Source organism: Tepidamorphus gemmatus (assembly GCF_004346195.1).
GTDB lineage: Bacteria > Pseudomonadota > Alphaproteobacteria > Rhizobiales > Tepidamorphaceae > Tepidamorphus > Tepidamorphus gemmatus.
On record NZ_SMAK01000002.1, the window covers coordinates 343,925 to 358,911 of the forward strand.

At 65.9% G+C, this 14,987-nt stretch carries 17 protein-coding genes; 7 read left to right on the top strand and 10 right to left on the bottom strand.

Annotated features, from left to right (window positions below):
• The first annotated feature begins 24 nt into the window (after positions 1 to 24).
• The 3 genes from EDC22_RS04485 (at position 25) to EDC22_RS04495 (ending at position 2,411) form a co-directional block, all read left to right on the top strand.
• The gene (locus tag EDC22_RS04485; RefSeq protein ID WP_132805409.1) at positions 25 to 780 is read left to right on the top strand and encodes a PAS domain-containing protein; all 756 of its coding nucleotides are present in this window, start codon (positions 25 to 27) and stop codon (positions 778 to 780) included.
• A gap of 109 nt (positions 781 to 889) precedes the next feature.
• Complete coding sequence (locus tag EDC22_RS04490; protein WP_245499625.1) at positions 890 to 1,507, top strand: PilZ domain-containing protein; 618 nt, start codon at positions 890 to 892, stop codon at positions 1,505 to 1,507.
• A gap of 274 nt (positions 1,508 to 1,781) precedes the next feature.
• Positions 1,782 to 2,411 carry a transglutaminase-like cysteine peptidase gene (locus tag EDC22_RS04495; protein ID WP_132805410.1) on the top strand — a complete coding sequence of 210 codons (630 nt, stop codon included), beginning with the start codon at positions 1,782 to 1,784 and terminating at the stop codon, positions 2,409 to 2,411.
• Between the two features lie 123 nt (positions 2,412 to 2,534).
• On the opposite strand, the gene EDC22_RS04500 is transcribed toward EDC22_RS04495, so the two are convergent.
• Both EDC22_RS04500 and EDC22_RS04505 read right to left on the bottom strand, forming a co-directional pair.
• A complete protein-coding gene (locus EDC22_RS04500; RefSeq protein WP_132805411.1) occupies positions 2,535 to 3,062 on the bottom strand; it encodes a gamma carbonic anhydrase family protein in 528 nt (175 codons plus the stop codon).
• A 68-nt stretch (positions 3,063 to 3,130) separates the two neighbouring features.
• Positions 3,131 to 3,448, bottom strand: a complete 318-nt coding sequence (locus EDC22_RS04505; RefSeq protein ID WP_132805412.1) for a DUF6949 family protein — start codon at positions 3,446 to 3,448, stop codon at positions 3,131 to 3,133.
• A 161-nt stretch (positions 3,449 to 3,609) separates the two neighbouring features.
• Here EDC22_RS04505 and EDC22_RS04510 point away from each other — a divergent pair, with 161 nt between their 5' ends.
• Positions 3,610 to 4,347: a hypothetical protein gene (locus EDC22_RS04510; protein WP_132805413.1), complete on the top strand. Its 738-nt coding sequence runs from the start codon at positions 3,610 to 3,612 to the stop codon at positions 4,345 to 4,347.
• Positions 4,348 to 4,374: 27 nt separating this feature from the next.
• On the opposite strand, the gene EDC22_RS04515 is transcribed toward EDC22_RS04510, so the two are convergent.
• The 4 genes from EDC22_RS04515 to EDC22_RS04530 form a co-directional block, all read right to left on the bottom strand.
• On the bottom strand, positions 4,375 to 4,584 hold the full coding sequence (locus tag EDC22_RS04515) for a DUF3126 family protein (RefSeq protein ID WP_132805414.1): 210 nt from the start codon (positions 4,582 to 4,584) through the stop codon (positions 4,375 to 4,377).
• A gap of 75 nt (positions 4,585 to 4,659) precedes the next feature.
• Positions 4,660 to 5,496, bottom strand: a complete 837-nt coding sequence (gene cysE, locus EDC22_RS04520) for a serine O-acetyltransferase (protein WP_132805415.1) — start codon at positions 5,494 to 5,496, stop codon at positions 4,660 to 4,662.
• 106 nt (positions 5,497 to 5,602) lie between these two features.
• Positions 5,603 to 6,487 (bottom strand): alpha/beta fold hydrolase, encoded by an 885-nt coding sequence (locus EDC22_RS04525; RefSeq protein ID WP_132805416.1) that lies wholly within the window; start codon positions 6,485 to 6,487, stop codon positions 5,603 to 5,605.
• 24 nt (positions 6,488 to 6,511) lie between these two features.
• Positions 6,512 to 7,282 (bottom strand): alpha/beta fold hydrolase, encoded by a 771-nt coding sequence (locus EDC22_RS04530; protein ID WP_245499626.1) that lies wholly within the window; start codon positions 7,280 to 7,282, stop codon positions 6,512 to 6,514.
• A 200-nt stretch (positions 7,283 to 7,482) separates the two neighbouring features.
• Here EDC22_RS04530 and EDC22_RS04535 point away from each other — a divergent pair, with 200 nt between their 5' ends.
• Both EDC22_RS04535 and EDC22_RS04540 read left to right on the top strand, forming a co-directional pair.
• Positions 7,483 to 7,731: a zinc-finger domain-containing protein gene (locus EDC22_RS04535; protein WP_132805417.1), complete on the top strand. Its 249-nt coding sequence runs from the start codon at positions 7,483 to 7,485 to the stop codon at positions 7,729 to 7,731.
• Between the two features lie 18 nt (positions 7,732 to 7,749).
• Positions 7,750 to 8,925 (top strand): FAD-dependent monooxygenase, encoded by a 1,176-nt coding sequence (locus tag EDC22_RS04540; protein ID WP_165926792.1) that lies wholly within the window; start codon positions 7,750 to 7,752, stop codon positions 8,923 to 8,925.
• Between the two features lie 176 nt (positions 8,926 to 9,101).
• On the opposite strand, the gene EDC22_RS04545 is transcribed toward EDC22_RS04540, so the two are convergent.
• From EDC22_RS04545 to cobF, 4 genes are all read right to left on the bottom strand, one after another.
• The gene (locus EDC22_RS04545) at positions 9,102 to 9,896 is read right to left on the bottom strand and encodes an ABC transporter ATP-binding protein (protein WP_132805419.1); all 795 of its coding nucleotides are present in this window, start codon (positions 9,894 to 9,896) and stop codon (positions 9,102 to 9,104) included.
• Complete coding sequence (locus EDC22_RS04550; RefSeq protein WP_132805420.1) at positions 9,893 to 10,774, bottom strand: ABC transporter permease; 882 nt, start codon at positions 10,772 to 10,774, stop codon at positions 9,893 to 9,895. The genes EDC22_RS04545 and EDC22_RS04550 overlap by 4 nt, the downstream gene beginning before the upstream one ends.
• Positions 10,775 to 10,833: 59 nt before the next feature.
• Positions 10,834 to 11,787, bottom strand: a complete 954-nt coding sequence (locus EDC22_RS04555) for an ABC transporter substrate-binding protein (protein ID WP_132805421.1) — start codon at positions 11,785 to 11,787, stop codon at positions 10,834 to 10,836.
• Between the two features lie 148 nt (positions 11,788 to 11,935).
• Positions 11,936 to 12,766, bottom strand: coding sequence for a precorrin-6A synthase (deacetylating) (cobF, locus tag EDC22_RS04560; RefSeq protein ID WP_132805422.1), 831 nt, complete (start codon positions 12,764 to 12,766; stop codon positions 11,936 to 11,938).
• Positions 12,767 to 12,959: 193 nt separating this feature from the next.
• Between cobF and EDC22_RS04565 the strand changes: the two genes are divergently transcribed.
• Entirely contained in the window at positions 12,960 to 14,669 is a 1,710-nt protein-coding gene (locus EDC22_RS04565; RefSeq protein ID WP_165926793.1) for a DUF6538 domain-containing protein, read from the top strand.
• Positions 14,670 to 14,987 lie beyond the last annotated feature (318 nt).

Below are 14,987 nucleotides of genomic sequence, written 5' to 3' on the forward strand. Positions count from 1 at the left end.
GCCAAGGGATCCGGGAGATTGGGCTTGTTCGGGCGTGTCAAGGACGGCTGGCACGTAACCTGCGAACTGCGGCAAAAGCAAGTAGATCGACGGTCGGGCGTGCCAGCGCAGTACGGAACGGTTCAAGGGGAGACGATGTCGGGGACCCAGGAAGACACCAGGCACGGAGATGGCGTCACGCTGAGACATGCCATCTCGCAGTTTCTTTACAGCTACTGGAATCGCCTGCGGGGCGACAGGCCGGCGCCGCTGCGCCGCGAGATCGAGCCCGCCGACATCGGTCCCGTGCTGTCCGATACGTTCATCCTCGAGGTGGCAGCCGACGACTGCTATCCGTACCGGCTGGCAGGCACCCGCGTCTGCGCTGCCTTCGGGCGCGAGCTAAAGGGCGAGAACTGGCTGGACGGCTGGTCCGCTCGCGACCGGGAAGCGCTGGCGACGCTCATGCGCACCATCTCCCACGACGCGGCCGGCGCCAGCGTCGAGATCGACGGCGGCAACGGCCGGGGCCAGAGTGCCCCGTTCGAGTTCCTGCTGCTGCCGCTCGTCAATCGCGGCCAGGGCTACACCCGCATCCTCGGCGCGCTGGCCCCGCTCGACCCGCCGTACTGGCTGGGTGCCACGCCGCTGGTGGAGACCACCGTCACCGCCCTGCACCTCATCTGGCCGCATCGCAACGATCCGTTCCGCGAGGACCGCGCTGCCCACCCGGTGTTCGATCGCAAAATTCCGCTACGACGCCGGCGGCACCTGGCTCTCTACGAGGGCGGCCTGGAGTGAATGCAACCGGCGCTCCTTACGGGGTGTTAACCAGAGACGCCTAGTTTCGCCTGCGAGATCTGTCAGTCCATGGCCCGCATCTTTGGGGCAAATCGGGAGACCTTGGCGCGTGCAGCGGGAACTGCGGTCCGCCCCCCTGTCACTGAGCGAGGAGAAGCGTCGCCATCAGCGCGTGCGCGTCAGCATCCTCGGGCGCTACATGCTGCCGAACAAGCGGGAGTATCCCTGCCAGGTCATCGACATGTCGCCCGGCGGTGCGCGCTTCGTGGCGCCAGTCAACGGCGAACCGGGTGACCGGATCGTCGCCTATCTCGATCATGTCGGCCGTATCGAGGGGGTGGTCACGCGTCTGCTCGATGGCGGCTTTGCGATCGCCATCAATGCCACGGCGCGAAAGCGGGACAAGCTGGCAGCCCAGCTCACTTGGCTCGCCAACCGGCATCAGCTGGGCCTGCCGGAAGATCGCCGCCACGAGCGACTGATACCGCGCAACCCGTTCACGGAGCTCAGGCTGGGCGACGGGCGCGCCTATCGTTGCAAGCTCATCGACCTCTCGCTCTCGGGCGCCGCAATTGCCTGCGACGTGCATCCTGCGATCGGAACGTCCGTGACACTGGGCCAGTCGCGCGGCATCGTTGTCCGCCATATCGAGGGCGGTGTGGCGATCGAGTTCACCACCGTTCAGTCAATGGAAACGCTCGTAGCCCAGTTCGGCGAGTTGAACTGACACGGCCTTCCCGCCCGGAACGCGCCAGGCCACATGTGCCGCGTGCCGATCGATTGCCACCGACGACTTGGCCGGAAAGGCCAGAAGCGGCTGAACGATCTATTCGCTTGGCAAGCCATCATGGTTATCGCGGCATGAACAACAGCTTACCTAGTCGTCAATAGCGATAATAAAACACGATCCAGATTCGACTCAAAACGCCGCTCGCGACTTTCTCATCCCTCAAATTCTTTCTGCCATAGTCCTCTGTAACGATCAATACAGGGGGCTGTCGATGAACAAGACTTCCGCGATTTTCGCGGCGATGATCTGTCTGTTCACAGGTTCGGCCGCTGCTTCGCCGACGCCAGGACAAGACCAAGGTCAGGACCGCATGACCGAATTTGGAAGCGCGAAGCCGCCGATCGGTTACGTACAGTTCTGCCGCCGCCACCCTGCCGAATGCCGCATCGCAGCGATCGGCACGCAGCGTGAGACGATGACGCCGGCTCGCTGGCGCGAGCTCGTAGCGGTGAACAGCCACGTCAATACCGTCATTGAGCCGGTGACCGACATGGAACTCTATGGCGTCGCCGAGCTATGGACCTATCCGACCGACAAGGGAGACTGCGAGGATTACGTGCTGCTCAAGCGCAAGCTCCTGATCGAGCACGGTTGGTCACCGGCCAGCTTGCTGATCACCGTGGTCCGCGACGAGCGCGGCGACGGTCATGCCGTCCTGACAGCGGTCACGTCGGAGGGTGACCTGATCCTCGACAACCAGCACTCCGAGATCCGCGCTTGGCGCGATACTCCTTATCAGTACCTCAAGCGGCAATCGAAAGCCGATCCGAGCCGCTGGGTTTCGTTGATCGACGACGTGCCGCAGTCGCAGGTGCCAGTGGCAGGCATGCCGCCCCGCTGACCAGAGAGGTTCGCCTTTCCGGCCCGGTCGCGTCCCCCCCCCCTCCGTCCGTCCAGACCGGGTCAGACTGGAGCCGGCCCTCCCCCGGGGCCGGCTCCAACTTTCACGGCCGACATCGCACCGTCAGACCGGCGCCAGGCCTGATGCGAACCGGCGTGCATTCGCCGCATAGCCGAGCGCGGAATCTCTGAGCTTCTCCCGCTCCTCGGGCTTCAGCTCCCGGACGATCTTGGCGGGACTGCCCACGGCGAGCATGCCGTCCGGGATCTCGCGCCCCTCGGGCACCAGTGCATTGGCGCCGATCAGGCATTCGCGTCCGATCTTGGCGCCATTGAGAACCGTTGCGCCCATGCCGATCAGGGAGCCGGCGCCAATCGTGCAGCCGTGCAGGATCGCCAGATGGCCGATCGTGCAACCCGGGCCGACCACCAGCGGAAAACCCATGTCGGTGTGGAGCATGCAGTTGTCCTGCACGTTCGACCGCTCGCCGATCTCGATCCACTCGTTGTCGCCGCGCAGAACGGCTCCAAACCAGACGCTGGCCTCGGCGCGCAGCCGCACCTTGCCAAGCACGGTAGCCGACGGTGCGATCCAGAAGCTGCCTGCGGCGGGAAGTTCGGGCGCGACGCCGTCGAGTGAAAGGACCGTCATCGAACTGCTCCAGGCGCTGTGACCATCGACTACGGTTCTAGGTCTGTCGACGTCGCTCGCTCAAGCGCTCATGCAAGGCGTTCGAGAAGATTGACCAGGAACGCGCCGGAGAAGAAGCACCACAGGCTGGCGATCACTGCGCTGGCGGCAAGAAGCGGCAGCGGTCGATGCTCGATCAATCGTCCCCGGACAGCATTGCGCATGAGAACGAGCGGGCCGCCAAACACGACAACGAGCACCTGCCCGAAGGCGCCGAGGGGCGTGCGTGGCCGCGTCTGGAAGCTCGGCAGCTCGTTGGTGAAAATCCGATAGGCGCTGATCGTGATGCCGCCGGCCACGAGGCCGACAAGGACGGTATAGATGTAGATCGTCACGCTTTCGGTCATCCACAGCTCTCCCGACATCCCGTTCTGAGACACCCAATCGTGCCCTATGCACCGATGCGCAAGTTCAATGCCACGCGCCGGCCGACGTTGGCGCGAAACCGATCGGAGACGAGCCGCAGGCCGTAACGCTTCGTTAACCCTACCGGGCGTTCCCTTCGGGAATGGTCGAGTTAGCCGCCTATATCCGGATACCTGCCGATTCTCGCGCTGACGAGGACGGCCATGACCACGCGCAGCGCTTCGGCACCATCGCCCTGGCACTCGGCGCCCTCACCACAGCCCTGCTGCTGCGGCTCGCGATCACTACCTGGTGGCAGGTCTGGGGTCCGACACCGCCCCCTCCTCCCTACCCGGTTCCCGTGGAGCTTGGTCCTGTCACGCTGGTCGTCCCCTCCAACATGATCAGGTCGCCCGCCGGGACAAACACTCGGGCCTCATCGCTCGAACTGGTCGTCCACTGGCCGACCCTCGAGGGCTACAGCGAGGGCCGTGCCGGTGCTTTCCTGAGCAGCGACGAGCGCGCGCCGCTCCTGTTCATTTCGATTCGCCCGGCAGACGGACGGTTCGGTCCGAACGAGCGGTACGATCACGTCTATCGGCGGCTGCTGGCGGATTTTCCGCGGATCGGGCCCGGCGGCCTCGTCGCCCAAACGTTCCGGACCGGGTTCGGCTATGACGGCGAGACCCTGTATGTCTCGCCTGTGCCGGCGCAGCCTCTCGTTGCCCGCTGCGCTGCGGACAAGATGGCGACCGAAACATGCCTTGTCGAATACCGGTCGGCGCATGGACTGGACGTTGCCTACCGGTTCCGTCGATCGCTGCTGTCGCGCTGGAGGTCGCTGGACAGGTCGGTGCGCGCGCTCATCGACGGGTTCGTTGCAGCCGGCACCACGCCATGAGCACGGACGCCGGCCGCCGATGGACTGTCAGGCCAGATCGTATTCGAGAATGGCCATCTGGAACTGATAGGACAGCTCGTCATCCTCGTCATCGCGGAAGAGGATGCCGATGAACTCGTCGCCGACATAAACCTCGGCCGAATCATCCTTCTTCGGCCGCGGCTTCACCCTGATGCTCGGCGACCTGAAGGTCTTCTGCAGATACGCCTCGAGTTTGGCGATTTCTCGTTGTTCCAAGACGGAGCCTTTCGGTTGGGGAGAACGCACCCGGCCCTCGCGGGCATTCGCCCACCCGGACCGGACGTCGGGGTTCTAACCCGTGGCGTCGCGTCCGTCGATCATCTGATCCATCGACAACGCCGGTTCGGCGCAGCCGGCCTTGCCGACCACCTTCGCCGGAACGCCCGCGACCGTCGTGTTCGGTGGCACGTCCCTGAGGACAACGGAACCGGCGGCGACCCGCGAGCAGGCGCCGACCTCGATGTTGCCGAGGATCTTGGCGCCCGCACCGATCAGCACACCGCGGCGCACCTTCGGGTGCCGGTCGCCCGTCTCCTTGCCGGTGCCACCGAGGGTTACGCCATGCAGGATGGAAACCTCGTCCTCGATGACGGCCGTCTGTCCGACGACGATCGCGTGCCCGTGATCTATGAAGATTCCGCGTCCAATCCGCGCAGCAGGATTGATGTCGACGCTGAACACGGCCGAGACGCGGCTCTGCAGGTAGAGCGCGAAGTCGCGGCGCCCCGTATTCCAAAGCCAGTGGCTGAGGCGATGTGCCTCCAGCGCGTGGAAACCCTTGAAGTAGAGCAACGGCTCGATATAGCGGCTGCAGGCCGGATCGCGCTCGTAGACGGCGACGATATCGGCGCGGAAGGCTTCGCCGATCTCAGGCTGGGCGGCCACGGCCTCGCGGAAGGCATGCAGGATCGACTGGCTGCCGAGCGCCTCGTGGGCAAGCCGCGAGGCCACCCGGCTGGCGACGGCATCCTCGAGGGTGTCGTGATTGAGAACGGACTCCAACACGAACCCCGCGAGCGCCGGCTCGGTCACGACGATCTCGTCGGCCTCTTCCCGGATTCGTGCCCAGACTGGATCGCATGTGGCGATTCGTCCGAGCGGGCCGACCCGCTGCGACTCGATGACCATGGCTTCCTCCACCGCCGCCACCGCCTGTTGGACGGACCGTATCATATGTTGGTCGGTTTGCAGGAAAGGAAAGAGCCGCCGACGGTGGAGACGTCTGTTAGATCGATCAGGCCGCCTCGAGATTGCAAAGAAAGTTGACGAGCGCGGCAGCGAAGGCATCGTTGCGGTCCCCGGCGACCATATGCCCGGCGCCGCTGACGTCGACATAGGTGGCATGCGGCACGAGCGTCAGGAAGTCGCGGACATGTTCCTCGGCGACGAGCTCGCTCATCTGCCCGCGCACCAGCAGGGTTGGCACGGTCAGCCGCCGTGCCGCCGCGACGCAGCGCAGGGGAATGTGCTCCCTGTCAGTGGAAATCGGCCGCGGACCGTCGATGAACCGCGGATCCCAGTGCCAGCGATAGCGGCCATCCTGGCCGAGCCGAAGATTCTTGCGCAGGCCCGCCAGCGAGCGCGGCCGCGGCCGGTGCGGCAGATAGCCGGCGATCACCTCCGCCGCCTCCTCGAGGCTCGCGAAGCCTTCGTGCATGCGCTCGCCCATGAATCCGAGGATGGCATCGACACCGTTCGGATCCGTACGGGGCGTCACATCGACCAGGACCAGCGCGGAAACGGTCTGCGGGGCGATCTCGCCGGCGACCAGCAGCGAGGCGACGCCTCCAAGCGAGGCGCCGACCGCGACCGGCCGCTGGCCAAGCGCACCGATGATCTGGTCAAAGATCAGGGCAGCATCGGCCGCATAGTCGGTGAAGGCGTAGTTGCCCGGCAGGCTGCGGTCGCTGTCTCCATGGCCGCGTTGGTCGACGGCAACGGCGCGCCAGCCGGAGGCGACGAGGCGACGGGCGGTGCCTTCCCAGGCATGCCGGGTCTGGCCGCCACCATGCATCAGCGCGGCGACGGGACCGCTGCCCTCGCCCCAGACGGTTGCCCGGACGCGGTTGCCCTCGGCGCCGCGGAAGCTCGTCAGGCAATGCGGGATCGTGCCGGTCATCCGCCCTCTCCAAGGCCCGCTTCGCTAAGGTTCGCGAAGGAATGCGATCACGGCCTCCTTGAACTGGCGATCACCGACGGCCTTCATGTGATCGCGGCCGGGAAGGGACACGGCGCGGCCGTTCGGTATGAGTTCAGCGAGCAGATGCGGATCGCCGCCGACCTCGTCGGCGCTCCCCACGACCACGAGGACCGGCATCGCAAGTGAGCCGAGCAACTCCGGTGAAATGCGCGGCCGCGACGAGCGCATGCAGGCGGCGAGCGCGCGCAGATCGCTGCCGGTCTGTTCGGCAAAGCTGCGGAAGGTACGCCCGACCGGATCGGGCACCTCCTCCAGACTGCCTGCCTCAAGCGCGGCGACGATGGGGGCCGGATCGCCGACGCCGCGTACCATGTTGATGCCGAGCCCGCCGAACACCGCCCGCTCGACACGGCCGGGATGGCGGATGGCAAGGAATGCCGTGATGCGGGCGCCCATCGAATATCCCATCACGGCGCTGCGCTCGATACCGAGATGGTCGAGCAACCGGCGCGCGTCCTCGGCCATGTCGGAGGCGGCATAGGCGGCGGGATCGTAGATCTTCTCGCTGTGGCCATGGCCGCGATTGTCGAGGGCAACCACCCTGTGTCCAGCCCGACGCAGGGCAGACACCCAGCCCGTCCCGACCCAGTTGACCTCGATATTGGACGCGAAGCCGTGGATCAGCAGGACCGGATCGCCCTCGCCCTCGTCGATGAAGGCGATGTCGACACCGTCGGAATCGAAATGGCGCAGCTGCATGTCGTTGGTCCTCATGCTCCATGCATATCTTCCCTTTACGCAAAGGGAAAGACAGGCAGACAGAATCGGCGGACCTTGCATGCGGACGCCGACCGTCCGGAGCCGGTTCGCGCTGCGGCCCTGGCGCGACCATTCGACCGCATCACGCGGCTAGGAACCCGCGCGCGATATGGGTATGGTCCGACCGGCTCGATCGAAGCAAGGGACCGCAGCGCATGGCCGACAAGCTCATTCCCCACTTCCACAATACCCGAGGCGTGGCCAGCATCCGGATCGGTGTACGCGAGTTCCAGTGCATCGGCGCCCTGCCGCCATTCGATCACCCGCATGTCTTTCTCGACATGGGCGACGACATCGAGATCGTCTGCCCGTACTGCTCGACGCACTACCGGTATGACCCTGCGCTCGCTGCGGACGCCCCGGACCCGGCGGACAGTCTCTGGCGTTCGGACGCGGCTGCCTGAGCGATTCGAGGAAGCGGCGTGCCCGTCCGGCGCCACATTGCCGTTGCAGGCGCCGGGATCGCTGGCCTGACGGCCGGCCTGGCACTGACGAAGGCTGGCTTCGAGGTGACGATCTTCGAGCAGGCGCCCCGACTCGACGAAGTCGGCGCCGGCCTGCAGGTGTCGCCGAATGCCTGGCGCGTGCTGGAGGCCGTCGGCGTCGCCCGGGCCGTTGAACCCGTGAGCGTGGAGCCGCACGCGATCCGCATGCGCCGCGGCCGCGACGGGCGGACGATTGCGCGGGTGCCGCTCGGCGCGGCCGCGATCGACCGCTGGGGTGCTCCCTACCGCGTCGTTCATCGGGCCGACATCCAGTCGGCCCTTGCCCGGTCAGTCACGGCCGCGCCGAATGCCGAGCTCCGCCTTGGCGAGCGTGTCGAGGGGTTCCGGCGCGAAGGCACCCGCGTGAGCGTCGCAACGCGAACGGGCACACAGGAATTCGACGGCCTGATCGGCGCGGACGGGCTATGGTCGGCGACCCGTCTGCAGATCACCGGCGAGGCCGAGCCGGTCTATTCGGGAAAGGTCGCCTGGCGCGCGACAGTTCCGGCGACTGTGCTGGCGGGCGACATCGATCCCTTCGAGACCGGACTCTGGCTCGGCCGCGATGCGCATCTGGTGCACTACGCGGTTCGCGGCGGCAGCGAAGTCAACATCGTCGCGATCTTTGCGGACCATTGGAGCGAACCCGGATGGAGCGCTGCCGGCGACCGCCGCGAGGTCGTGGCCCGATTCGGCGCGTGGAGCCGGCTGGCGCGGGATATCGTTGCAGCACCGCAGTCGTGGCTGAAATGGGCGTTGGCAGACCGGCCGCCGCTGCCACGCTGGGGCAGCGGCCCGGTGACGCTCGCCGGCGACGCGGCACATCCCACGCTCCCGTTCATTGCCCAGGGGGCCGCGATGGGCATGGAGGACGGACTCATCCTCGCCCGGTCGCTCGAGGCGACGGACGACGTCGCCTCTGCCTTCCGCCTCTACGAGAACCGGCGGATGCGCCGCACCGCGCGCGTCCAGCGTGATGCCCGCAGCAATGGCGAGATCTACCATCTCGGCGGGATCGCCGCCGCCGGCCGCGATGCGGCCCTCGGGCTGCTTGGCCCCGACCGGCTCATGGCGCGGTTCGACTGGCTTTACGGCTGGGGCCAGCAGACCTGAGCGACATCGCGGGCCTGCCCCTCATCCAGCCCGCAAGCGTCGAGTATCCGTCGTCGGAGCGAATGCGACGGCCTGACCGGATCCCCCTTGTTCCGGGACAGACGCTTGCGCCGCAACCGGGACGCAGATCCCTCGTGGTGGCAGCCGGGGCAGGTCAAATCCGGCCTGACGGCGGCTCAGCCGATCAGCAGACTGTCGTCGTCGATGTCCTGGCCGCGCACCCGGCGGAACATGCGGATCAGATCCTCGACTTGAAGTGCGTGACGTTCGTCGCCGGACACGTCGAGGATCACCTTGCCCTCGTGCAGCATCACCGTACGGTCGCCCATGTCGAGCGCCTGGCGCATAGAATGGGTGACCATCAGCGTCGTGATGCGCTTCTCGCCGACGACCCTTCGGGTCAGATCGAGCACGAACTCCGCCATCGCCGGATCGAGAGCCGCGGTATGCTCGTCGAGCAGCAGCACGTCTGCGCCCGCAAGCGTGGCCATGACAAGCGCGATGGCCTGCCGCTGGCCACCGGAGAGCAGCGCCATCTCGTCCTCGAGCCGGTTCTCTAGACCGAGCCCGAGTTCGGCCAGCCGGTCGCGGAAGACGTGTCGCCGCGAACGCGTCAGGGCGAGCCCGAAGCCGCGCCGCATGCCGCGCGCGGCGGCCAAGGCAAGGTTCTCCTCGATGGTGAGGCGGCCGCAGCTTCCCGCCAGCGGATCCTGAAAGACCCGGGCTACCCGTGCGGCGCGCCGTGCGGCAGGCACCCGCCCGACATCCTCGCCGCCGATCTCGATGCGGCCGGCGGTCGGCAAGACATCGCCGGCGATCGCTGCCAGCAGCGTCGACTTGCCGGCGCCGTTCGATCCGATCACCGAAACGAACTGATGATCGGGAATGGCAAGATCAAGTCCGGACAGAGCCCGCTTTTCCAGCGGCGTGCCGCGTCCGTAGACGATCTCGAGGCCGGTGACCCGGATCATGCCGCAGCCCTCCCCCGCCGCAGTCGCGGCAGGATGAGGGCAACGGCAACCAGCACCGCCGTCACCAGATTGAGATCGGAGGCCTGCAACCCGATCGCATCGGCCGACAAGGCGAACTGGATGGCGATGCGGTAGATCACCGAGCCGACGACGCAGCCGACCAAGGCCCAGATGACGAGGCGCGGCCGGAACAGCGTCTCGCCGACGATGACCGCGGCCAGACCGACGACGATGGTTCCTATTCCCGTCGTCACGTCGGCAAACCCGTTGGTCTGGGCGAAGAGCGCACCAGCCAGCCCGACCAGACCGTTGGCGAGCGCCATGCCGACATAGATGTGGACGCCGGTGTCGATGCCCTGCGCCCTGGCCATGCGCGGATTCACACCGGTCGCGCGCATCGCCAGCCCGAAGTCGGAATTGAGGAATCGGGCAACGAGGATGACCGCGATCACCACCATGACCAGCACGACCAGCGGGCGGACATACTGTTCCGGGAGCCCGAGCCCGTAGAACGGCGAGAGGATCGTCGGCTGGTTGATCAGCGCAATGTTCGGCCGGCCCATGACCCTGAGGTTGATCGAGAACAGGGCGATCATCGTCAGGATCGAGGCAAGCAGATGCAGGATCCCGAAGCGCTGGTTGAGAGTGGCGGTAACCAGGCCGGCGCAGGCGCCGGCGAGGATCGCCGCGAGACTCGCCGTCCAGGGATCGAGCCCGGACACGAACAGCACACCGGCGACGGCCGCTCCCAGCGGAAAGCTGCCATCGACGGTGAGATCGGGAAAGTCGAGCACCCGGAAGGCCAGATAGACCCCGATGCCGACAAAGGCATAGACGAGGCCGAGTTCGACGGCCCCGAGAAACGCAATCTCGCTCATGGCGCATCCGGGATGGGGTCCGGCTCGGCACCGAACCCGACAGTGTTGCAGAGCTGCGGCTACTTCACCACGGTGTTGGCCCGCGAGATCACCGCCTCGGGAATGGTCACGCCCATCTTCTCGGCGGCGCCCGGATTGACGATCAGATCGGTACCCTGCGCCTGGGTGACCGGGATCGAGCCCGGCGCCTCGCCCTTCAGGACCCTGGCAACGATCTGCGCCGTCTGCAGGCCGATATCATAGTAGTTGAAGCCGATCGCCGCGATGGCGCCGCGCGGGACCGAATCGGTATCGCCGGCATAAAGCGGAATCCTGTTCTGCTCGGCAACCTGCACGGCCGCCTCCAGCGCCGAGACCACGGTATTGTCGGTCGGGATGTAGATGGCGTCGACCTTGCCGACGAGCGAGCGGGCAGCCTGCTGGACCTCCGCCGTCTTGGTGGCGTTCGCCTCGACGATCTGCATGCCGGCGCCGGGCGCGAGCTCCTTCAGGCGATTTGCCAACGCCACCGAGTTGGCCTCGCCGGGATTGTAGATGATGCCGAGGCGGGCGACGCCCGGCGTGATCTCCCTGATCAGCGCCAGGTGATCGGGAATGGGCGACATGTCCGAGACTCCGGTGACATTGCCACCCGGCCTGGCGGCATCCGCGACGAGCCCGGCGCCCACCGGATCGGTCACGGCGGTGAACACCACCGGAATGTCCTTGGTGCCCGCAACCACCGCCTGCGCCGACGGCGTCGAGATCGGCACGATCACGTTCGGTGCCTCGCCGATGAACTTGCGTGCGATCTGAGCGGCGGTGGCCGGATTGCCCTGCGCGGATTCGTACGAGAACTTCAGGTTCTCTCCGACCTTGAAGCCGAGATCCGCAAGCCCGTCGCGGATGCCGTCGCGCGCGGCATCGAGCGCAGGGTGCTCGACGATCGCCGTCACGGCGACCGAAACCTCCTCCGCCGCCGCCGGCAGCGCCAGCAGACCGACGAGCGCGGTTGCTGCAACACGTTTCAGCATGTCTTTTCCTCCCGTTGGGTGCGGCGTGCCCGGCTGCTGTTGCGGAGCGCGCCCGTGGCGCTAGGGAGACTGAGCGCGCCGACGGAGTCAACTGCGGCGGCACCGATGAACGGACCGATGCAGTCGCAGCGCACCCGCCCATCCGAGGTCAGTCGTGCCCGCTCGCCGCCTTGCCGGCCGGGCGCACCATATAGATGTCCATCACCCAGCCGTGCTGCGCCTTCGCCGCCGCGCGCAGTCGGGCGATCTCTCCGGCGACATCGCCGATACGGCCGCGAACGAGAATTTCCCGTTCCATCCCGAGATAGGCGCCCCAGACGATCTCCAGATCGGGATCGAGGGCACGGAATGCCTCCTCGCCGTCGAGCATCACGACGGTCGTCGCGGCGCCCGCCGGCAGGCCCTCGACCAGGCGCCGCCCCGTCGTGATCGTTACAGAGCCGCCAATCTCGTTGAGAACGATCCGATGCCGGGCGGCCAGCGCCTGGATACTTGTGATGCCGGGGATGACGTCCCAGTCCAGTTCGATCCTGCCGCGGGCAGCGACCCGCTCGAGTATGCGCAGCGTGCTGTCGTACAGCGACGGGTCACCCCAGACGAGGATCGCGGCACGCTCGCCGTCCACCACCTCTTCGGCGAGCACCCGCTCGTAGGCGACAGCGATCGCCTCGTGCCAGTCCTCGACTGCGGACCGGTAGTCGGCGTCCAGCCGGCCGGCATCGCCGGACGGCGCATCCGCCCCGGTTGCCGGCACCGCGACGGCGCGGCGCGGCGGAATCCGGACGACCGCGGTACGGTAGCTGCGATCCCTGATGAAGCGCTCGCAGATCCCGGTGCGCAGCCGCGCCAGATCCGCCTTCTCCTCCCCCTTGTCGGGAATCAGGATCACATCGGCGCGGTTCAGCGCGTCGATTGCCTGGACCGTCATGTGGTCCGGATTGCCTGCGCCGATGCCGATAACGGAAAGAAGACGTTTCATGAGCGTCGGGGAGATTCCCTTGGCCAGCGGCATGGCGACCGACGAACAGGTGGTGCGGGCGGCGGGAGTCGAACCCATTCACCCATATCCTCTTGAATTTCCTACACTACACTGTAATCGCTTCGCTTTTTCACACGAGCATGTTACAAACCTTGTTACAAAATCTCGATTGTCTAGCCGAAAAGAAACCCGCATGGCGCGCACCATTCCCTACCTGCTTCACCGCTCTGGACGCTACTACGCTCGCATCGTCGTCCCGGCCGATGCCCGCCCCGCACTGGACGGCAAGTACGAACTCCGGGAAGCACTTGGCGCCGACCGGATGGCTGCGGTCCGCGCCCTGCCCTCAGCCGTCGCCCGCCTTCAGGCGATCATAGACGCGGCGCGCGCCGAGTCGAAGCTGAACGATGAACCGCGCCCCGGCCGGCCGCTCAGCAACCGGCAGATGGCGCGCTCATTCTACAACGCGGAGATGGAACGGGACGAAGCTGAACGCGCACAATCCGAAGTTCAGCCCGTTGACCCTAGCCTGTTCCGCGCCGGCTATGTCGAGGCCCTGAGGCGCGTCGCGGCTGGCCGCGCACCGAATGACGAGATCGCGGCCGTGATCGGATGGGCCGTCGACGGGTTCATTGAGCGCGGTAATGCCCGCGTCGCGCCCGGCAGCGCAGAATGGCGTCAACTTGCCCGCGACCTCGCCGGCGTCCAGCTTGAGACGATCAAGCGCAGCGAGGAACGCGATCGTGGCGAGTTCGGCGGCAAGCCGACCAACCCGCTCCTAGTCGAGACACCGGACACGGCAACCGATCCCCTCACCGCCCGCATTATCAGCCCGGAAAGCACGAAGACGCTCACCGACCTGTTGCCGGAGTTCATCAAGGAACGCGGCGCAAAGCCATCCATGAATCATGAATACGCCGTCGCGGTGCGCATGCTCTATGAGCATATCGGCGAGCCGGTCCCGGTCTACAGGATCACCCGTCAGACGATGCAGGGGTTCCGGCGGGCACTCACCGAGACGCCGGCGAACTACGCAAAGCGCTTCCCCGGCATGACGCTACCCGAGGCGATCAAGGCGAATGTCAAGCGCGCGGCACCCTATGAGACCTTGAGCGCGGTCACGATCGCCGACAAATGGCTGCCGCGCCTGAATACCATCCTGAAGTGGTGCGCGGACATTGACGCGATCCCGGACAACCCGGCAACGGGCATCACAGTGACCCGCGTCAAGAGCACCGAAAAGCCGCGTGTTCACTTCGATCCGTCCGATCTGGTGAAGCTGTTCGGCGGGCCGGCCTTCGCGCCCGGCGAGGCGTTCGGCGAGTTCCAATGGTCGCTACTGGTTTCGCTCTACAGCGGCACCCGCCCTAGCGAGCTTGCACAGTTGCGCCTCGACAGCATCCGGCATGTTCGAAACGTGCTGGTTCTCTCGATCGAGGAAGAAACGAAGAACGTCGGATCGCAGCGCCTGATTCCGGTTCACAAGGACCTTATCCGGCTCGGCTTCAACGATCGTGTCGCGAGCCTGAGGCAGGCGGGCGAAACGCACATGTTCCCCGAGTGGTATCGGCAGGGGCTTGAAGCCAAGGCAAAGGCGGAGCGGAAGGCGAAGGCGACCGGCGAGCATGTGACGCTCAACCAGTTCTTTCCGCGATTCATTCCGCGACGCTTCAACGTGACCTATCGCGCGAAGGTCGGCATCACCGACAAGCGCAAGGACTTCTATGCGTTTCGCCACACCTTCAAGACCGGCCTGTCCTATGCCGGAGTGAATCGGGACATCCGCGACTATCTTACCGGTCATCACGACACGTCGGCCGGTTCGGTCTACGTGCATGACATCTCGATCGAACGCATGCACGAAGCGATTAATCAGCTCAGATTTGACGGATTTCCGCTCTGACTTCAGAGCGGGCCAAAATGGCATCGTGCCTCAGGACAGCTTGCGCAGCGTGTCGAGATGATCGAGGCGATCGAGTATCCCGGATTGGAGCTTGAGCACCTGTATCGCGCATAGCGCGTCTTCGCGCGACTACCGTGCATACTGTTATGGCTCCCCACAGAATGCACGAAATCTCCCCAATCGGCACAAGCGCGCCTATATGGGCGCGATATTTTTTGATGCAAGATGTTCCAGTCGATTTTTTCGTGAGGTATACTGTTAGCACTTGAAGCTTGAATGCCCGAGAGACTGCGGCTGACAAGCGTATCCCCGAGTAGC